Raw genomic sequence first — 19,498 nt, 5'->3', positions numbered from 1 at the left:
TTTGGATGACCATTTCATGATAAATTAGTCTGAACTTTAATTTTAGTATTATTGGTGCGCTGGGCGCACACTACTTCGTCTCAACTTTTTTGTTTGGATATGAATATCCAGTTCTAATTTTCGAATATACCTAGTTTAGATAAATACGCTTTGAGTTTAGGGCTACTATCAGTATAAGTGTTAAAGTATCAGAGTTAAGATACTGTATAGAAAGCTAATGGAGTTTCATATGAGTAGTTTGAACTTTTACGAACTCGATTTAGAAAAACAAAAAACACTTTTAGAAATAAGATTTCCTAAAAGAGGGAAGTGTATAGAAGAAACTGGAGGTTTATGTGGTCAAATTTTCATTTTTGATCAAGGTATAAATGTCTTACCTAGATTTGTTTGTGCGAAGATAGCAAAGCCCTTGAGGTATGAAAAAAAAGAAGAAACATCGAAACGTTTTCTTCAAGAGCTTGAAGCGCAACTCTCGTTTTATCAAAATATGTATGTACACTGGATAACGGATGTTGATACTGCCTATGACATACCTATTGCTTGGTTCAGGTACTGGGATAGCGATTTATTAACAGTTATAAAAGATAATAAGTCCAATATAACAACTAAGTTGTCAATGCTAACATATTTATGTGCTGGGCTAGAACATTGTTACTCTCAAGGATTAGTCGCTCATCAAGACTTAAAGCCTGCTAATATTTTTATCAGAAATCTCTCAAAAAGTTTTAGAGATTTACCAAATTTTAATATTTATGAAATAGCTATGGTAGCTGACTTTGGATTGGCAAATGCCTTTCAAAGACTTAAATTATTTGATGGTGCTAAGCCTTACAAATCACCTGAACAATGGTCAGAAAAACAACTTACTTCAAAAAGTGATGTTTTTTCACTAGGCGTAATATTTTATGAATTGCTTTCTGGTGGATATCATCCTGTAGGAATTAAGCTATATGAGCATTGGCCTGAACCAATGAGAGATAATTCCAAAAAATGGACACGTGATGATGTTTGGAAGAAATGGATTAAACAAGGTGCTTTAATTAACCATAAGAATAGTGATATCAATGATGAGCTTGGAGAGCTGATTTCTAAAATGTTGTCAATTGATGTTCAAGTAAGACCGACAATTGATCAAGTACTTAACTCATTACTTCTTGAAGTTGAAAAATTGAATCAAGACAGTTATGAGCAGCTTATTTTTCAACTTGATTACTTTAAAAGTGAATCCTGTAATACTGGTTTAGAAAAAAAATGGCCTTACTTGAACAAAAAATGGGAGAACTTAAAATTGAAGCATTCAAAAACAACTTGAGTCTTCCATGCAATTTCTAATCTAATATTATTAGTCAAGTCGTAACAAATTACTCAGCCAAAAGTAATCTGATACAGAATACGTGCTCAAAATATATTCTTATATGAGTTATTCAGCCTCTGAACGCTCCCTAACCTCTCTCCGAGCCTCAGCTATCAACTCATGAATCTTGGCGCTTTCCTTTAGCACACAAGCATCATAGGCAGAGAGTGGCTCAGACGCTTGTTCTTTCTCCTGATCTTGTTTGGCTTTTTCTGCTAGATGCTTTTCAAGTTTATCTGCTTCAGAATCACCCATAGTTTACCCTCCGTATGATTTTTACCACATATAAAACGGCACTGAAATCAGCACCGTTTTATAAGTCATGACAATTTGAAAACTAACCATGGCTGATCAAGTGCTGAATCATCAAAATCAATCCCAGCTTAAAATCACTTTACCGCATTGCCCACTTTCCATGATATCAAAGCCTTCTTGAAAGTCATCAATGTGCATGCGATGGGTAATGATAGGCGATAGATCAATACCGCTAATCAGCATTTGCTCCATCTGATACCACGTCTCCCACATCTCACGCCCATAAATACCTTTTAGGGTTAGCGCCTTAAAAATAATCTTGCTCCAATCCACCGTGGTGGTGTTAGGCAAAATGCCGAGCAGAGAGATTTTAGAGCCGTTATACATATTACTAATCATCGAATCAAAGGCCTGAGGCGAGCCTGACATCTCAAGCCCAATATCAAAGCCTTGCATCTTCAACGTATCGATAGCGCTTTCGATGGTTTCGCCTTTGGCTGGGTTTATAGTCATCGTCGCGACCGTTTTTTTGGCAAGCTCTAAGCGATAATCGCTGATATCACTGACCACGATATTACGCGCCCCTGCGAAGCGGCAAATCGCCGTTGCCATTGAACCAATCAGCCCCATTTTATAAATTATGCCGATTTAAAAATTAATCACAAATTCTCAAATACTGGTGAACCACCTTATCCATCCCTTGCTCAAGCGACTCGATAGTGAAAGCGTGACCAATCGATACTTCCGCGACGTCACCAAGACTGAGCAAATCGGCTAAATTGTCTAAGTTCAGATCATGACCCGCATTGACGCGTATACCGTTTTCACTGGCGAGGTTGATGCAATCGCTAAAGCGTTGTTTTACCTCATCGAAATTATTATTCCCATCATTCTTAGCATTATCATAAGTGCGTGCCCATTCTTCGGTATAGACTTCAATTGTTTGCACGTCGCTATCGATAACGGCTTTGATCTGCTCGATATCAGGATCGATAAATACCGCACAGCGCGTACCAAAGGCTTGTAGCTCATGGCTGAGTTCTGACAGCATGTCTTTATGCTTGATGATATCGAAACCATGATCTGAGGTCAGTTGATCTTCGCTATCGGGTACGAGGGTACATTGATACGGTTTGACTTCACGAATAAGCTTTAGAAATTGCTCATTCGGATTGCCTTCGATATTGAATTCGATGTCTTTATAATCTTTGAGAAACGCACTGATATCATAGACGTCTTGGTAGCGGATGTGACGTTCATCAGGTCGCGGATGCACGGTAAAGCCTTTGACACCAAGATCAATGAGCTTTTTTACGAAGTACAGTAGATTGGGATAATCGGTGCCGCGAGAGTTACGGATTAATGCCAGTTTATTCAAATTGACGCTAAATAGGGTGCTCATACTATTTCCTTTTTCATTATTGTTATATAGCCAGTTTAATATAAAAACGATACAGCGAGACTGGTATATTTTTTTAAACATAGGTTTTGCAGCCTCTGTCAGCGTAGACACAGCACGCCAAAAATATTTATACCAGTCTTGCGACACAATACAACGTATCTGTTTTTTATGGTATCAGCTAGAGATTAATTATTAAGGGCTAATACCTAATTTTAGTAGAAGTCATCTCGACCAGCATACTTCTTATTCAGTGCTTTTAAAATAGCATAGGTCTCCACATCCATCTTGCCCGTTGGCTGCTGTGGTCGAAAGTGCAACTGAAACGCATAAATCACATCACGGCTTGCTTTATCCCATTCATTAGTATCATTGATTTGATAACCATAACGGCTAAAGGCTTGCTTGATCTCAGGTATCGTTGCCGCTGCAAACGCGTCTTGATTCATAAAGAACTGTTTATCAAAGGCATCGTACCAAGCGCCGATACCATATTGCTCATATAGCAGTTGCCAAGGGAACTTCGCACCCGGATCAATCTTGCGCGAGGGTGCCATATCGGCATGACCGATGATGTTCTTCGGTGAGATGTCATAGCGCGTGGCAATATCCTGTACCAATTGCGCGACCTTTTTAATCTGCAATTCATCAAACGCCACATAATGCTCGTAAGGATGATAGTCGAGGTCGTCGCTCTTTAGCGCATTTCTATACTGAGGCTGAATGCCAGCGTTGACGATTTCGATACCGATAGAGGTGTCATTGAGAATGGTTCTACCCGAAAAGCCGCCATCGCCCGCGTGCCAAGCGCGCTCGCTCTCAGGTACTAAATTGTAAATCTTGTCATCGTCATTGGCCAAAATCAGGTAGTGAGCGCTGACCTCACCCGTGGTCAACGTTTTTATAGATCGGTCATTGTCTGAGACCGTGTAGTGCAGGATGATGGTTTTGATGCGCTGGCTTTTACCGGTAGCTTGATAGGTATCGCTGTCGATCGTATAACGCGGCGCTGTCGTTGCCACGCAGCCGATGAGTGGCAGGGTCATAAACAGTGTTAATACTGACGCTAACGCAATCGAGGTAATATTTTTTGCCATGAAATACTCTGTGTTAAAGGTAAAAGGGTGCTTTGTTTCAGCTTATTTAGCACATTATTGAAGGCTATTTCCCTCATTCACTGGAATGATTCTTTTATAACCAATTGCGCCCAAAATAATAAAGAAGCCTAACAGTATATAAGCATTCAGCGATAACGCTGCGGGTGAAAAGGGCAGCAGTAATAATGAGATAAAGATGATGCTAATCAATACCGAAAGATAATTTAGCAGACCTGCTTGCTTCTTTTTGCGCTCATTGATGAGGTCGGCAGTCGTAACATAAGCAAAACCAACGGTAATGCCTAAGGAAGCCATACTAACGATATCGAGCAAATAGTTTCTGCCAAGCCAAGGTGAGAACAGACATACCAAAGCGATCAGCATCACCGTTTTCGTCTTACTAAATCGATGATTTTTATCAGTAAAAATACTGGGTAATAAAGACGAGTCTCCCATCGATTCTAGCAGCTTGACTGACGATAGTATAAAGCCATTGATACCGCTCAGTATCGAGCCAATCATGGCAATGGATAGCAGCCAAATACCGATGCTACCGATACGATTGTCTATGCCTTCACCTGTCGCCCAATTGCTGTCTTTAATCGCTTGATAATCAAAGTTCATATTGAGGGCGGTAAAGTAATTGATCAAAAAATAGAACAAAACACCAGCGACTAGCGAGATTAAGATGATACTTTTGGTCTTGGTTTTTGAGTCGCTAATCGCTTTGGATATCTGCGGTGTGGTCTCAAAGCCGACGTACGCCCACGGCATCACCGCCAGAATAGGCAACCATGCCAAACTGGTGATCGAGCTACTTTGCATATCCGTGGGCAAAAATGCTTGTGTCGTTGGCGTCGCCCAAAGCGAGGCGAAAAATAGCGCGCTGACCGACAGAATCATAAATAGGGCGATATATAATTGGATTTTCGCCCCGACGCGCACACCCTTTAAGTTGATATAGCTGAATAAAATGATAGCGGCACTACATAGGAACACCTCGCTGGCGTAGACCTCCCAACCAGCAATCGTGTACAAATAGCCTATTTGTAAGCTGCTCGGTAGCAGATATCTTAACAGCAAGGCAACGGCTGATATATTGAGCGCGACGATGGAGATATAGCCTATTGCCACGCCCCAGCCATAAACATAGGCGTGTTTTCTATTAAGATACTTCTCAATCCAATAGATACCGCCCGATTCGTTCTCTGGCGTTTGGGTCAGTAAATTAATATAAGCGCGCGCCACCATATAAATGGCCAACGTACCAATGATAATGGCAACAGAAGAGCCTAACAGCTGCGACTGCGGCAAAAATAAATCGCCCGGCATGACATAAGCACCCCAGCCGATAATCGCGCCGACGCTAATCGCAATCGCTTGCAGGTAGCTGATACTTTCAGTCTTGTCGCTCATATAATCCTCCTTGATTATTAGAAAATGAGAGCGAAATACCGCTGATTATAAAATGAGTTTGGGACATGAAAAACCTTGCTGTCATTATGAGGGCGTAAGAATTATCGATTCTAAATAAGAAAGTCATCATAACGGTTTTTTCTGAGCAATGCTTTCTCAATCCTTTTGAATTTTTTTAGCCAAAACGGTTTTCCAGCTATCTTCCAAGTACTCAATCGCAAGCCATGGCTCAATGACATCTGCGTCAAATTTTTCTTTTGAGTTCGACAGTTGCCACAGTGCTTCAAGGGTGGCAAACGGATAAGGACGTTCGATGAGATAGACAGGCAAGTCAGCGTCAATCAGCCCATCACGTACCACTTGAAAGTACCAGCCAGCGATACCTTGCTTAGTCACCCATGCAGCGATATTGGGTACTTTGGTGAACTGTCCGATTTGGTCATTGATTTTGTAGCAAGGTCGTCGTGGTTGGACGATGCGTAACTGCACGCTTTCTTCACTGTCTTTTTTGTCTTGATCATATTGCCCATACTGATAGACGTCTCCAATACAAACAGTCGATTCATCCATCTCTGGCAAACCATTCACCGCTTCGGTCGTCAGATTTTCCCCTAAAGTACCGATACGCACCTTTAAGCCAAACTCAGCGTTAATCTTGTCATAAGTAGCGATGGGTAATTGATGCACGGCTTTTAGCGGACCACCATGATGGCGTCGGTCAGCTTGTTCATCGGTGCTTAAGCCCATAAAGTTGACGGTAACGGGCGCTTTGATTGGCGCTTTGTCGATAGCGCTCATCTGTTCACGGGCGAATGGCATGGCTTTGCCAGCACGGACGCAGGTGAGGTTGGCAATATGCAGTGGTAGAGGCTGGTTAAAATCAGAGGTATTTTTTTGGCTAAAGGATTGTATGCTCATGAATTTTCCTAATCTATAGGGGTTTACTAGAGGTATGGCGATGTCATTGTTGGGAGTCATGACGAGTATTATCTTAGCCTAATCATTTATCTGATTATACGGTTTTAGTATTTTAAAATTTATCAGTGCTTTAGAGTTTATCAACAATCTAAAATTTAAATAAAAAAAGACCAGAATAAGTATCTGGTCTTTTTGGTTTTGCATTTTCTATTGATTAGGTAATAAACACTATCATTTGTTTTTATTGCGGCGACCGGCTGTTTTCTTTTCACGCGGCGTGGCGACCAGCTCAGCCAATTGCTCAGGCGATGACCATAGACCTTCTAAGTCATAGAATTCACGCGCTTGCGGGGTCATCATATGCACGACCACAGCGCCCAAATCAATCAAGGTCCAGTCAGAGTCGATGCCGCCTTCGCGACCAAGTGGCATAAAGCCTGCTTGCTTGGCTTCAGCGCCGACACTATCAGCCATCGCGCGCACATGGCGCTTAGACGTACCGTCAGCGATGACGATGCGCTCCATTACGTCAGTTAAGCTCTCGACATCCATTACGGTAATGTTTTTCGCTTTCATATCATCTAGAGCGCTTTGGACAAGGGTTAAACACTCTTGCAAGCGTTCGTCATTCATGGTGTTGATCATAAAATGTAATCTCTTAAATCGTAAATATTAAAAATAAAGGGGTCAATCGTCAATTTGCCATCTCGCACTGAACCGATATAGGCAGTGATGTATGGAGATAGGATAGACAAAAAAACAAAGATAAGGCGATTTTAACGGAATTGAGCAGCAGAATATAGCTGATGGGCAATAATATATTGATAAACAGCAGGATTTAGCCATTTAGCGAATGGATTGAATTCAGTATTGCTAATGATATCATTTATTGGCGGTATAGATGTGATTTGCGTTTCGGCAGCGGGCAATATATTTACTTGATGGGCAGCCTGCTGTAGCTGCTGGCGTAACTGTGTACTCGATATGGCTAAGACAGGACGCATGTCTAGATAGATGCGACCTTGATGACTGCTTTTCAAGATAGGACTGTCTGTTAAATGTCGAGTAGGCGGTATCACAAGCTCTGTAACTGAATCAACAATTAAGGATGGCAGCGGCATAGGAAGTTGCGATTTTAATGGGGTTGGTAACGTGGTCTCAGGGAGATTTTTATAAAACTCAGCATTTTCCTCGCGATTAAAAATCCAGAGATTGACATCCTCTGTCAGCCTAAGTCCATCTTTCCATTTATCTAAGCTGCGCGCGCTGTCCATGCCCATGATAAATATCAAGCTGTCGTTTGGGTAGCGTCGTCTTAACGTGCGCACACTATCGATTGTATAGACGGGCGGCTTCTGCCACAGCTCAAGCTCACTAATCTGTAGTGGCGACTCTTGCGTCGCTAGCTTTAGCATCGCTAGGCGGTGCTCCGGATTGGTGCTTTTATCCTTAAAGGGCGAGCGGGCATTGGGCAATAATGACACCTGCAGCGCGCGCTGTTGTTGCTTGGCTATCGGGAATAAGTGCTGATAGACGTACATCGCCATTTGCAAATGACCGTTATGTACAGGATCAAATGAGCCACCCAAATAGGCACGAATGGCGGGTGCAGTCGTGTTTTGATTTTCTTTTTTCTGCTGAAGGACTATATCTGACATAGGATTATTAAAATTAAATGGATTGTTAAAAATAATAGAGTTGTTAAAAATAAATGGTTAAGAAGAAAATAAGCGACGCAAATGAGCCAGTCTTGCATTGTAGAGGGCAGGCGCGCCGTTGTCATTAGCTGATAATAACTTGCTAAGAAACCAATGATTAAGAATAATTGTGACTAGGGTTTATTCCTATTAAAAAAGCCGACTATCATAGTGATAATCGGCTCAATTGCCTCATGATTTTAAGCCAAAGCATGCAATGATTAAATAAGATCGCTATGCGCTTGGATGGCGGTTAGGGCGATGGTATAGACGATATCATCGACTAAGGCACCACGTGACAGATCGTTCACGGGTTTATTCAAACCTTGTAGCATCGGCCCAACACTGACGACATTGGCGCTACGTTGTACCGCTTTATAAGTGGTGTTACCCGTATTGAGGTCTGGGAAGATAAAGACATTGGCCTGTCCAGCAACAGGCGAATCTGGCGCTTTTTGCTTGCCCACACTCATGACCGATGCCGCATCATACTGTAACGGCCCATCGACTTTTAGATTCGGTGCGCGCTCGCGGACGATTTGGGTGGCGCGGGTGACTTTTTCGACATCAGCACCGGTTCCAGATGAGCCAGTTGAGTAGCTAATCATCGCGACTTTTGGATCGATGCCAAAGGCTGCTGCAGACTGTGCCGATTGGATGGCAATCTCTGCCAGCTCTTCCGCATTGGGATCTGGGTTGATGGCGCAGTCACCATAGACGACCACTTGCTCAGGCAATAGCATAAAGAACACAGACGATACCAAAGAGTACTGCGGCGCGGTCTTAATCAACTGGAATGCTGGGCGGACGGTGTTGGCAGTGGTATGAATCGCACCCGAAACCAAGCCATCGACTTCGTCCATCTGTAGCATGATGGTACCCAAGTACACGGTATCTTTCAGGTATTCAGCAGCGACGTCTGCGCCAGTTTTGCCTTTACGACGTTCAACGACCGCAGCGATATATTTGCTCATATCGAGGGTGTCAGGGTCGAGAATCTCTAGACCTTCTGGCAGGGTTAAATCGCGGTTTTTGGCCACTTGCTCGACATCTGCGCGCTTGGCAAGCAGCACGCAATTGGCGATGCCACGGCTTTGACAAATACAGGCCGCTTCTACAGTACGAGGCTCAGAGCCTTCTGGTAGCACGATGCGTTTTTTGGCGTTTTGGGCTTTTTTGACCACTTGATGGCGGAATGCCGAAGGGGATAAGCGCGGCTCATGATCTTGGCTAAAGTATGCTTTAATCCAGCTCAGATCCAAGTGTGCTGCCACATAACGAGCCACTTCTTCTGCGCGTGCCACATCATCGCTTGGAATCTCAGAGCTCATGTGCATGAGACTCTGTACCGTCTCAAAGCTGTCGCTTTCGACACTCATGACAGGAATACCAGTTTTGAGCGCTGATTGCCAAAGCTCAGCCACCGTCGGGCTTGGCACGACGCCACCGGTCAATACCAGTCCTGCCAATGGGATACCGTTGATACAGGCCAGCCCCGCAGCCAACAATAAATCATCACGATCACCGGGTACGACGATGAGGGTGCCACGTTTGAAGACTTCGTCGACACGTGCCACTGAGCGCGCGGTTAAGCTAATGCGATTGATACGACGTGTTTTTGCCTCACCGACATTGAGCCAAGTAGCATCAAGCTCGGTGGCGATATCCCAAGTACGTGGCACGGATAGTGAGTCGCTAAATGGCACCACACCAATTAAGTGAAATTGTTCGGTATTAAAAAACGGTGATAGCCGCTGCACTTCTTGCATGAACGTGCTGTCCAAGCTGATTATCGCTTCACCCGGAGCAACCGGCTGGGTCTCAAAAGTATTGGGCACATCATGGACGCGCATTAAGATACAGCCTAAGGTTCGACTGCTTGCCATACCGCCAAATTCGCGGGCGTGTACATCTAACTTATCGGCTAAGTAGGCAGGCTTGCCAGTATCAGCGGTGCTGACAAATATAATTTTGGCATCTAACGCATGAGCAATCGCGCGGTTGATTTGTGAGGCATAAGAGGTCTCGGTGGTTGATACCAAGCCTTCGCAGATGACCACATCATAATCATCCCCAAGCGTATGATAATTGCCGACGACCTCTTCCATCAAGTCATCAAGGTTGTCATCCCCAATCATGCGTTCGACGTGCTGACGGCTGATAGACTGAGGTGGGTTGAGGCCAAAAGCATGCATGGTCAACGCACTTGAGCTGTCCAAGCTGTGTTGTTTATCCAGCGTGTCATCTTGCAAAAACGGCTTCATAAATCCGGCTTTGATACCGTTATAGTCAAAGGCGCGAATCAGACCAAGCGCGGCTGACGTCACCCCGATACCGCGACTGATAGGAACAAGTAAAATGGTTTGCATAGTGTATCCTACTGTTTATTATATTTTTAAAGCTCAATCCATCCTTGATGGCATGAGAAAAACGTCTAAATGTTCATAAAGCCATCAGACTTATTTTAAACCCAAAGCATGACAGGTTTCTTGGGCGATACGGAGCTCTTCATCGGTCGGTACAACCCACAGCTCAATGGTGCTACCATCACCGTGGAAACTGCCTTCGCTACCACCAACCAAATGAGCATTCTTATCGGCATCTACTTTGATACCAAAATGCGGCATCATCTCCAAAATGCGCGTGCGCGTGGTGAGAGAGTTTTCACCGATACCGCCAGTAAAGACAATGCCCGTAAAATTAGGTAGGGCACAGCTTAAGCTGGCAAGATATTTAGCGACACGATAGCAGAACATCTCGATAGCGAGCTTGGCATCTGTATGACCTTCGTTAGCCGCTTGCTCAATGGTACGCAAATCATTTGATAAGCCTGAAATACCGAGCAGACCACTGTCGCTATTGAGCATTTTATCAATTTCTTCTAGGCTCATGCCCAGTTGACGCTTCAGGTGGATATGTAAGCTTGGGTCTACATCACCGCTGCGCGTGCCCATCATTAGACCTTCAAGCGGCGTCAGCCCCATGCTGGTATCAAGACTTTTGCCATCATAGACAGCAGTCGCTGAGCAACCATTACCCAAATGCGCGGTGAGCCAACCATGTGGACCTTTCGCGCTCGTAATTTCGCTGGCGCGTTCTGACACATACGCATGAGACGTGCCATGGAATCCATAACGGCGAATTTTATGCTCTTCGTAAAGGGCTTTTGGCAGCGGATAACGAAAGGCTACCGGTGGCATGGTTTGATGGAAGGCGGTATCAAACACGACCACTTGTGGAATATCAGGATAAATAGCTTGTACCGCTTCGATACCCAAGGCATTGGCAGGGTTGTGTAGCGGTGCCAATACTTTTAGACGCTTTACTTCTTCCAGAACGTGATCGTCCACGCGTACGGCTTCAGAGTATTCACGGCCACCATGCACCACGCGATGACCAACCGCGATAAAGTGATACTGCTCAAGGAGTTCAAGGATTTTTTGTAGTGCTAGCTTATGACGACCACCGGGAATAGAGATTTCGAGTTTTTCGCCGTTTAAGGTGGTGTGTTTGATGCGGGCAGTATCGAGGCCTAAGTTTTCAGCCAGACCAGTGATACGAGTCGTTTCGTCATCGCTAATAAGCGCGTATTTGATAGAAGAAGAACCGCAGTTAAGTACTAGGGTAGGATTGGTTAGGGTTGATGTGTCAGAATTTTTATCGTCAAAAGTGGTGGTTACGCCGGCGCTCATACTCTATCCTTAGATTATATTTTATAAGTGGTGAATCATTATAGATTAACACGGGTTAAATAAACAAAAACCAGCCGTATTCACGCTGACATAGGTCAAACAAGAATAGTGCTGATTTTGGTCATTCTCGCGCTGCCACACTTGATAAGTGTCGATGAGTCGCTGGCCAGCGCCTCGTCACAGCTGCAAGGGTTGACTATAATGTAACATATTTTTGTGCGTATACCACGATCACGATAAGGTTTAAATTCAGTACTGAGGGTGTAATTAATACAACTGTACACCGAGTATCGCTGGTGTTTAATAGCTGCTAAAGCACTAAACCCATCCGCAATATAAATTGTAAGAAAGTTTGTCAAAGACCTTCATCCAGCTATTTGCTGAACAAATCGTTTATCTGACATGACTTTTAGGGACGTGATTGCAGCTATATATTATCGATAAAGACAACGTGATGCTCAAAATTACTACTAATCCTTGATAGGTTTCTGAGTGCTACTACATGGTTTATAGTCACTATGCGCACAGCTTTATAGAATAATGCTATGATTAAACCTTGTTGTGTCGTCCCTGTTTTGGTGATCCAATTTTCATTTGGTTTTTTACTTATACGGCTTATTTTAGCGCCTCCACAGCATTGCAACGTTAAAGGTTCTCTACGCTATGTTTATTAAACACCATTTTTTGAAGCCTAAATCTGCTGACGTATTGGTTAGCGGTAGTCGCCGAGCCTTCTATACTTTTCTTATTGGCAGTACCATGATGCTTGGCGTGTCAGGCTGCGGGCAAAAAGGCGATTTATATTTAGTAGATTCCAGTAGCCAAACCGTGCAAGAGAGTACCGATAGACTCAATAGTACCAGCAATCCGCAAGATGCTGCCTTCGCTGGTGTCGATGACGATAACTATCAAAAAGAGCGCTACCTAGAGCAGCAGCAAATACTGCCCGAGCCGAGTACCGATCCTAACGACTATTAGGGTGTGTCCTCCATTCAATCGACAACGTTTAACCTTGATAACCTGATAAAATTAGAGATGTTTATATGAGTCATTCTGAGCAACAAACTGGCGTCACCGAGTCTACCCTTGGTGAGTCAGTCACGACCCAAACTGAGCAAGGATTGTATATCGATCCTCAAGCCTTGACCGCCCACTTACCAGCATTGCACTATCGCGACGACGCTTTATATATGGAGCAGGTGAGTGTTGCAGCATTGGCCAAGCATTATGGTACGCCTTGTTATGTTTACTCAAAGCAAGCGATATTAGATGTCTATCAAGCCTATACCGATAGCTTTGCCAGTCTAACGCATCAGGTTTGTTATGCGGTAAAAGCCAATTCTAATCTTGCCGTTCTTGGCGTATTAGCACAAGCAGGTGCAGGGTTTGATATTGTCTCGCGTGGTGAGCTCATGCGAGTACTGGCGGCAGGTGGACACGCTAGCAAGGTCGTTTTTTCAGGCGTGGGTAAAACCAAAAGTGATATCGAATATGCTCTGACCCAAGGCATTGGCTGCTTTAATGTCGAGTCGATTAGTGAACTGACCTTAATCAATGAGGTCGCTCAGCAGTTGGATAAAGCTGCACCAATCTCACTGCGCGTCAATCCAGATGTCGATGCTAAGACCCATCCGTATATCTCAACCGGCTTAAAAGACAACAAATTCGGCATCGCTCACGAAGATGCGGTCGCGGTCTATCAACAAGCAGCAGAGTTATCGCATATCGATATCGTTGGAATTGATTGTCATATTGGTTCGCAGCTGACTGAAGTTGCACCATTTGTTGCCGCACTCGATAAGATTATTGAACTGGTGCATAGCCTGCGTGACAAAGGTATCGAGCTACGTCATATCGATTTGGGCGGCGGCTTAGGGGTACGTTATATTGATGAAACGCCTGTCTCTATCGATGAATTTGCCGAGGCGTTATTGCCTAAATTAAGCGCACTTGGCCTGACGGTATTCTTTGAGCCCGGTCGTAGTATTGTGGCCAATGCTGGTATCTTATTGACCACAGTTGACGTATTAAAGCCAACTGAGCACAAGAATTTTGCCATTGTTGATGCGGCGATGAACGATTTAATTCGTCCGGCTTTGTACCAAGCTGAAATGGCGGTAATTCCTGAAACGTTACCGAATAAAGGCTTGGATACTGATGGTACGCAGCCGTGGGATATCGTTGGTGCGATTTGCGAGACAGGGGACTTTTTAGCAAAAGACCGTTTATTGTCGCTCGCTACAGATGATGTTTTAGCGATAACGGGTGCCGGTGCTTATGGCTTTACCATGAGTAGCAATTATAATTCGCGCCCGCGTGCTAGTGAGGTCATGGTAGCCGATGATAGCCATCAGCTGATTCGCAAACGCGAAACCATTGAAGCATTATATGCAGATGAGACATTGTGGCAAGCCGAGTAGTAGTATTTCCATGACATTTGAATATAAAAAAACCCACTATCAGCACGATAGTGGGTTTTTTTATGGCAGAGCTTTATCAAAATATTGGTTTTAAAGGATAAATATAACTTAGTATTTGATAGCGCTGATAATTATCATTGTATCTGACAGCGTGCTAATATAACGCATACATAAAAATAGGATAGGACTCAAGGATATGCTCATAGAATTTACAAAAATGCATGGTCTGGGCAATGATTTCATGGTCATCGATTTGGTGACTCAGCGCTTAGACTTGACCAAGGACTTGGTGCAATTATTGGGTGATCGTCATCTGGGCATTGGCTTTGACCAATTGCTCGTGGTTGAGCCACCCATGCGCCCTGACGTTGATTTTAGTTATCGTATTTTTAATACCGATGGCACCGAGGTTGAGCAGTGCGGCAATGGCGCCCGCTGTTTTGCCCGTTTTGTCCAAGCGCGTAAGCTGTCATTTAAGCAGCGTCTGCGTGTTGAGACGACGAGTGGTATTATTTCGTTGACGACTGATCGCTACGGTTGGGTAGAGGTCGATATGGGCAAGCCGAAATTTGAGCCAAGCGAGATTCCATTTACCCCGCGAGCCACCACCAAAATCCAAAACGCTTTTCATTTAGACGTTAATGGGACGCCTGTGCAGCTTTATGTTGCCAATATGGGCAACCCACATGCGGTGATCAAGGTTGACGATGTACTTGATGCTGACGTTGAAACCTTGGGCAAAGCGATTGAATCGCATCCGGCCTTTCCCGACCGTGTCAATGTCGGCTTTATGCAAGTGATGAACCAGCGCCATATTCGCCTACGTGTCTATGAACGTGGCGTCGGTGAGACCCAAGCCTGTGGGACAGGTGCCTGTGCAGCAGTGGCTATCGGTGTCCGTGAAGGCTGGCTTGATGAAGGCGAAGATGTGCGCGCGCAACTTTATGGCGGTAGCATGATTATTAAATGGCAGCCGGGCTATTCGGTCATGATGACGGGGCCGACCGCCTTTGTTTATGAGGGCGTATTTAGCCCAGATGGCTTAATGGCGCAAGCGGGCATCAAGCCCAATCCAGAAGGCTAATAGACAATGACGACAGCGCCTACAGTAGACTCTAAGTCAAAATCATGGCTATCCGCTGAGCTGGCAGCTACGATAGAGCCAGACGCTGTGCTACGAGAATTGTTGGCACCAGTACATCGTTGGCTAAACACTTTGTCAGTGCGCAATCATTCAGCGCATACATTGACCGCTTATTTTGCTGGACTAAACCAGTTGGCGCTGTTTTTACGCGGCAAGCGCCTGACGTGGACGCGCTGCGATAAACGCCAACTGGCCCAGCATATTAGCCAACGACTCGATGAGGACAAACTTGCGCTTGCTAGCGTCCAGCAAGAGTTGTCTGCTATCCGTCACTTCTATGGGTGGTTAATCGAGGAGGATTTGGCACGTATCAATCCGACGACTGGCTATCAGCTTAAACGCAGTCCTAGACCGTTGCCTTCAATTGCTGACATCGATTTATTGACGCAATTGCTCGATCAAGAAATCCCTGATACGCCAGAGCAGGCGCGCTTATGGTTACGTGACAAAGCGATGTTTGAATTGCTTTATAGCAGCGGTCTGCGCGTTGGTGAGCTGGTCGCACTGGATATGGCCGATGTGGATTTAGCTGATCTGCGGGTAAGGGTCACTGGTAAAGGCAATAAGACGCGCATAGTGCCATTAGGAATCAAGGCGGCACAAGCCATTAACCTTTATTTGCCACATCGCAATCTGTGGGTGGAGCAGATGGATACAGCCTTATTTATCAGTGAAAAATTGGGCACACGCTTGTCAACGCGGGCAGTGCAGCAACGTCTAAAAGTCGCGGCAACGCGGGCAGGCATTGCGCAAAATATGTATCCGCATCTATTACGCCATTGCTTTGCCTCGCACATGCTATCTGGCAGCGGTGATCTGCGGGCGGTACAAGAGATGCTTGGGCATAGCGATATTAGCACGACGCAAATCTATACCCATGTAGATTTTGCTAAATTGACACAAGTCTATGATCGCGCACATCCGCGTGCCACGCATGCGCAGAATGACGAAGATTCAACGTAGAATATGAATTTTCTAAAGGCTAACGTTCTAAAATTTAAAGCTCTAAAAGCTTTCTTCTAAAAGCTTTATTTTAAAATAGACCAGATCGACCCTTAAGCCAAACGATGACAGTCAAAGATAGGCATCTTTTGCCGCCCTTGGGCTTGAGCTTCTTTATCAAAAGTTGCCAATATGACTTCATAATTTTTCTGTTTTTCAGTCACCGCTTGACTATTTAGTTCACTATTATCATAGCTATTTATAATGGTGCCATCATAAGTGGTAATGGTAGTATGTCCCCACGTCTGTCGCGTACTCCCATTTTTATAGACATGATCGCCACCTTGTGCCGCGCCAATCACCATACATTGACTGTCTAGCGCACGTGCACGCAGCAACAGCGACCAATGTGCTTGTCCCGTCAAATAAGTAAAGGCGGATGGCGCGCTCAATAGGTCAGCACCTGCTTGCCGCAAACGCTGCGCCAAAGCAGGGAAACGTAAGTCAAAGCAGACCATCATGCCCAATTGATAAACAGCATCATTTACCTCAATCGGTACAACCACTGTCTGCGTGCCCGGCTCAAACGTGGCGGCTTCATTATAGCTGCCTTGCTTATCTGCTACCGTCGCTGTAAATAAATGAATTTTGTCATAGCGTGCAACCCTTTTGCCATCAGGGCCAAATAACTGGCTGACTTGGCGCAATCTACCATCAGGTACGACCAACCCGTCTGGCCGATAAGCGCAGGGTAGGGAGCCGACCAGTACATAAATGCCATAGGTGCGGGCGTAGTTTGCCAACGTCGCTGACAGGGCATCAAATTGCTCAGCAGTAGCAAATTGCTCACCCATGCTACAGCAGTTTTCTGGTAACACAACCAGCTGAGCACCTTGGGCGCGGGCATCAATGATGGCGGCTTTTATGTCCGCTAAGTTATTGTCAATGTTTTGCTGACTGTTCATTTGGATAGCAGCAATAGTAAATTGCGCATTATTTATAGAATTATTCATCGTTTGTTTCTCAGTTATTTTTAAGCTGACAAGGCGCTTATCCCATCTTTGTTATCATAATAGGCTTGTCATTATTAATAGATTATATGCACGTAACACTCTATTTATTCAGCCCATCATGCTGGTGACTAAGCGGCTTTGTGAGATAGAAGTCAAAAACTCATGCGCATAGGGTATAAATTATCATAGCAAAATTGTGGCAAAAAATGCTATCGTCATGACCTGATATCATAAAGTCACCGCCTGAATCAGCATAACACATAGTCGATTTGATATAATTGAGACACCAGAAAGGCAAAGGCATGTGCGTGACACTACGGCCACTAGTAGACTAAGCAAGCCTGACACCGTATCTGATTTATATCGGGTCGACTATACCACCACGATTGGAGTGTAATAAGCTACCCATGAGTATGTCGTTCGGATTGGCGACCACGCTAAGCACGTCACAGAAGCTCACCCCGCAAATGCAGCAAGCCATCAAATTGCTGCAGCTCTCTAGTCTTGAGCTTGCGCAAGAGGTTCAGGCCAAGCTGGATAGTAATCCGCTGCTCGAACGTATCGAGGAGGAGGAAGACGAGTACGAGAGCATTAATGATGCGATGAGAGAGGAGTTTAGTGAGCCATTAACCCTCGATACTTGGAACCAAGGTGCTAGCGCTGATTCATTTGCCGCGTCATCGAGCACTGCCACTTATGATGATGACAGTACGAACGACTATAGTGATGGCTCCATGGATAGCTTCGATAAGCTGCAACAGTCTGGTGTCGATGATGGCGCGATAGATTATCAAGCGCTGGATAACGATGACTATGGACGCTTTGATACGGACAGTTTTGATGCCAGTCATTTCAGTGCGGGCAGTGCCTCCAGTGCACTAGCACGACCAGATTATGATGAGTTTGATAGCTATCAAGGTGGCACCTGCGCGACGATTCAAGACCATGTACGTTGGCAGCTTAACTTTAAGCGTCTCTCCGAAACGGACACGCTGATTGCAGAATATCTGATGGACTCGATGGATGATATGGGCTTTGTGCGCCTCGATATTGACGAGTTACTACAAAGCTTTGAGACCATGGCAAGCTTCTATCAATGGGAAGAGCGCGTTGAGCACGATGAAGTCATGGCGGTACTGCGTGTTATTCAATCGTGTGATCCATTGGGCGTTGGTGCGCGCAATCTGAGTGAATGCTTAGCGATTCAGCTGGCCAAGCTCGATGCTGATACTCGCTATCTAAAAGAAGCGCAAGCGCTATTGTCCGCCAGTGAGCATCTGGTCAGTAATAATATCAAGGCGCTGACTGAGCGCACAGGGTTGGCGCCTGCGCAGATTACCCCGGCGCTTACTCTATTGCGCAGCTTAAATCCTTCGCCAGGTCTACTGTTTCAAAGCTATCAGCCAGACTACGCGCAACCACCTGCCAGCTATGATATCCCTGATGTGCTGGTTACGCCTATCCGTCGCCACCATACTCAGAACATCAGTAATGGCAACAGAGCCGATGCGACTGCGCAAATAGATGGTTGGCAGGTACGCCTGAATCCTGACACCTTACCAAAACTACGGGTCAATCAAGAATATGCCAATTTGGTCAAGCGCGGCGATGACAGCCCAGACAATCAATACTTGCGTGAAAACCTCACCGATGCGCGGCTATTTATTCGTAGTATTGAAGAGCGCAATCAAAACTTATTAAAGGTAGCGACCAGTATCGTGCGCTATCAGCGAGATTTTTTGCAGTATGGGGCGACTGCCATGCAACCATTAATTCTAAAGGTCATCGCTGAGGAAGTTGATTTGCACGAATCGACCGTCTCGCGCTTGACCACTAGCAAAACTATTTTGACACCACAAGGCTTGTTTTCGCTCAAGCATTTCTTCTCCTCGCATGTCAGTAGTAGCGACGGCGACATCTCATCAACAGCCATTAGCGCGATGATTAAGCAGTTAATAGGGGATGAAGACCCCAAAAAACCGCTGTCTGACAGTCGCATAAAAGACCATTTGCTTTCAGAAGGCATCGATATTGCTCGCCGAACGGTGGCCAAATATCGTGAAGCGATGAATATTGGCTCATCTACCCAGCGCAAGCAAAAATATTAACTGTCGTAATTCAATGACTTATCATTAAAGTCAAGCAACCTTC

At 44.9% G+C, this 19,498-nt stretch carries 17 protein-coding genes; 6 read left to right on the top strand and 11 right to left on the bottom strand.

Translation table 11 applies throughout. From position 1 onward, the window contains the following. Positions 1–229: 229 nt before the first annotated feature. Positions 230–1,312 (top strand): protein kinase domain-containing protein, encoded by a 1,083-nt coding sequence (locus CXF65_RS07850; protein ID WP_157824063.1) that lies wholly within the window; start codon positions 230–232, stop codon positions 1,310–1,312. A 108-nt stretch (positions 1,313–1,420) separates the two neighbouring features. Here CXF65_RS07850 and CXF65_RS07845 read toward each other — a convergent pair whose 3' ends face one another. The 10 genes from CXF65_RS07845 to CXF65_RS07800 all read right to left on the bottom strand — a co-directional run bounded on the left by CXF65_RS07845 (position 1,421) and on the right by CXF65_RS07800 (position 11,828). Continuing rightward, positions 1,421–1,609, bottom strand: a complete 189-nt coding sequence (locus tag CXF65_RS07845) for a hypothetical protein (RefSeq protein ID WP_101211645.1) — start codon at positions 1,607–1,609, stop codon at positions 1,421–1,423. A gap of 117 nt (positions 1,610–1,726) precedes the next feature. Next, a complete protein-coding gene (locus CXF65_RS07840) occupies positions 1,727–2,221 on the bottom strand; it encodes a zinc-binding dehydrogenase (RefSeq protein WP_264754734.1) in 495 nt (164 codons plus the stop codon). 43 nt (positions 2,222–2,264) lie between these two features. After that, positions 2,265–3,011 (bottom strand): pyridoxine 5'-phosphate synthase, encoded by a 747-nt coding sequence (locus CXF65_RS07835; protein WP_101211644.1) that lies wholly within the window; start codon positions 3,009–3,011, stop codon positions 2,265–2,267. Positions 3,012–3,223: 212 nt separating this feature from the next. Then, positions 3,224–4,105: an N-acetylmuramoyl-L-alanine amidase gene (locus CXF65_RS07830; protein WP_101211643.1), complete on the bottom strand. Its 882-nt coding sequence runs from the start codon at positions 4,103–4,105 to the stop codon at positions 3,224–3,226. A 54-nt stretch (positions 4,106–4,159) separates the two neighbouring features. Next, positions 4,160–5,521, bottom strand: coding sequence for an APC family permease (locus tag CXF65_RS07825; protein WP_025651910.1), 1,362 nt, complete (start codon positions 5,519–5,521; stop codon positions 4,160–4,162). Positions 5,522–5,677: 156 nt separating this feature from the next. Further along, positions 5,678–6,439, bottom strand: coding sequence for an MOSC domain-containing protein (locus tag CXF65_RS07820; protein ID WP_101211642.1), 762 nt, complete (start codon positions 6,437–6,439; stop codon positions 5,678–5,680). A 231-nt stretch (positions 6,440–6,670) separates the two neighbouring features. Beyond that, entirely contained in the window at positions 6,671–7,084 is a 414-nt protein-coding gene (gene rsfS, locus CXF65_RS07815) for a ribosome silencing factor (protein WP_037025541.1), read from the bottom strand. A gap of 131 nt (positions 7,085–7,215) precedes the next feature. Further along, positions 7,216–8,097, bottom strand: a complete 882-nt coding sequence (gene nadD / locus CXF65_RS07810; RefSeq protein WP_101211641.1) for a nicotinate (nicotinamide) nucleotide adenylyltransferase — start codon at positions 8,095–8,097, stop codon at positions 7,216–7,218. 260 nt (positions 8,098–8,357) lie between these two features. Continuing rightward, on the bottom strand, positions 8,358–10,505 hold the full coding sequence (gene pta, locus CXF65_RS07805) for a phosphate acetyltransferase (RefSeq protein WP_101211640.1): 2,148 nt from the start codon (positions 10,503–10,505) through the stop codon (positions 8,358–8,360). Between the two features lie 90 nt (positions 10,506–10,595). Then, on the bottom strand, positions 10,596–11,828 hold the full coding sequence (locus CXF65_RS07800; protein WP_025651915.1) for an acetate/propionate family kinase: 1,233 nt from the start codon (positions 11,826–11,828) through the stop codon (positions 10,596–10,598). A 663-nt stretch (positions 11,829–12,491) separates the two neighbouring features. Here CXF65_RS07800 and lptM point away from each other — a divergent pair. The 4 genes from lptM to CXF65_RS07780 all read left to right on the top strand — a co-directional run bounded on the left by lptM (position 12,492) and on the right by CXF65_RS07780 (position 16,355). Beyond that, complete coding sequence (gene lptM, locus CXF65_RS07795) at positions 12,492–12,806, top strand: LPS translocon maturation chaperone LptM (protein WP_101211639.1); 315 nt, start codon at positions 12,492–12,494, stop codon at positions 12,804–12,806. Between the two features lie 65 nt (positions 12,807–12,871). Next, the gene (gene lysA, locus CXF65_RS07790; protein ID WP_101211638.1) at positions 12,872–14,248 is read left to right on the top strand and encodes a diaminopimelate decarboxylase; all 1,377 of its coding nucleotides are present in this window, start codon (positions 12,872–12,874) and stop codon (positions 14,246–14,248) included. Between the two features lie 196 nt (positions 14,249–14,444). After that, the gene (gene dapF / locus CXF65_RS07785) at positions 14,445–15,332 is read left to right on the top strand and encodes a diaminopimelate epimerase (RefSeq protein WP_101211637.1); all 888 of its coding nucleotides are present in this window, start codon (positions 14,445–14,447) and stop codon (positions 15,330–15,332) included. A 6-nt stretch (positions 15,333–15,338) separates the two neighbouring features. Beyond that, entirely contained in the window at positions 15,339–16,355 is a 1,017-nt protein-coding gene (locus CXF65_RS07780) for a tyrosine recombinase XerC (RefSeq protein ID WP_101211636.1), read from the top strand. Between the two features lie 92 nt (positions 16,356–16,447). On the opposite strand, the gene CXF65_RS07775 is transcribed toward CXF65_RS07780, so the two are convergent. Further along, positions 16,448–17,347, bottom strand: a complete 900-nt coding sequence (locus CXF65_RS07775; protein ID WP_101211635.1) for a carbon-nitrogen hydrolase family protein — start codon at positions 17,345–17,347, stop codon at positions 16,448–16,450. A gap of 407 nt (positions 17,348–17,754) precedes the next feature. Between CXF65_RS07775 and rpoN the strand changes: the two genes are divergently transcribed. Next, entirely contained in the window at positions 17,755–19,455 is a 1,701-nt protein-coding gene (gene rpoN, locus CXF65_RS07770; RefSeq protein WP_101211634.1) for an RNA polymerase factor sigma-54, read from the top strand. Positions 19,456–19,498 lie beyond the last annotated feature (43 nt).

The sequence above is a fragment of the Psychrobacter sp. Sarcosine-3u-12 genome (assembly GCF_002836005.1).
In the GTDB taxonomy this organism is placed as follows: Bacteria; Pseudomonadota; Gammaproteobacteria; order Pseudomonadales; family Moraxellaceae; genus Psychrobacter; species Psychrobacter okhotskensis.
Note: the sequence above shows the minus strand (reverse complement) of the source record. Positions and strands in the feature narration are given on the sequence as shown.

Excerpts from the sequence above, each read along its gene's own strand:
- CXF65_RS07850 (WP_157824063.1), top strand. The coding sequence starts at position 230 with ATGAGTAGTTTGAACTTTTACGAACTCGATTTAGAAAAACAAAAAACA.
- CXF65_RS07845 (WP_101211645.1), bottom strand. The coding sequence starts at position 1,609 with ATGGGTGATTCTGAAGCAGATAAACTTGAAAAGCATCTAGCAGAAAAA.
- CXF65_RS07840 (WP_264754734.1), bottom strand. The coding sequence starts at position 2,221 with ATGGCAACGGCGATTTGCCGCTTCGCAGGGGCGCGTAATATCGTGGTC.
- CXF65_RS07835 (WP_101211644.1), bottom strand. The coding sequence starts at position 3,011 with ATGAGCACCCTATTTAGCGTCAATTTGAATAAACTGGCATTAATCCGT.
- CXF65_RS07830 (WP_101211643.1), bottom strand. The coding sequence starts at position 4,105 with ATGGCAAAAAATATTACCTCGATTGCGTTAGCGTCAGTATTAACACTG.
- CXF65_RS07825 (WP_025651910.1), bottom strand. The coding sequence starts at position 5,521 with ATGAGCGACAAGACTGAAAGTATCAGCTACCTGCAAGCGATTGCGATT.
- CXF65_RS07820 (WP_101211642.1), bottom strand. The coding sequence starts at position 6,439 with ATGAGCATACAATCCTTTAGCCAAAAAAATACCTCTGATTTTAACCAG.
- rsfS (WP_037025541.1), bottom strand. The coding sequence starts at position 7,084 with ATGATCAACACCATGAATGACGAACGCTTGCAAGAGTGTTTAACCCTT.
- nadD (WP_101211641.1), bottom strand. The coding sequence starts at position 8,097 with ATGTCAGATATAGTCCTTCAGCAGAAAAAAGAAAATCAAAACACGACT.
- pta (WP_101211640.1), bottom strand. The coding sequence starts at position 10,505 with ATGCAAACCATTTTACTTGTTCCTATCAGTCGCGGTATCGGGGTGACG.
- CXF65_RS07800 (WP_025651915.1), bottom strand. The coding sequence starts at position 11,828 with ATGAGCGCCGGCGTAACCACCACTTTTGACGATAAAAATTCTGACACA.
- lptM (WP_101211639.1), top strand. The coding sequence starts at position 12,492 with ATGTTTATTAAACACCATTTTTTGAAGCCTAAATCTGCTGACGTATTG.
- lysA (WP_101211638.1), top strand. The coding sequence starts at position 12,872 with ATGAGTCATTCTGAGCAACAAACTGGCGTCACCGAGTCTACCCTTGGT.
- dapF (WP_101211637.1), top strand. The coding sequence starts at position 14,445 with ATGCTCATAGAATTTACAAAAATGCATGGTCTGGGCAATGATTTCATG.
- CXF65_RS07780 (WP_101211636.1), top strand. The coding sequence starts at position 15,339 with ATGACGACAGCGCCTACAGTAGACTCTAAGTCAAAATCATGGCTATCC.
- CXF65_RS07775 (WP_101211635.1), bottom strand. The coding sequence starts at position 17,347 with ATGAATAATTCTATAAATAATGCGCAATTTACTATTGCTGCTATCCAA.
- rpoN (WP_101211634.1), top strand. The coding sequence starts at position 17,755 with ATGAGTATGTCGTTCGGATTGGCGACCACGCTAAGCACGTCACAGAAG.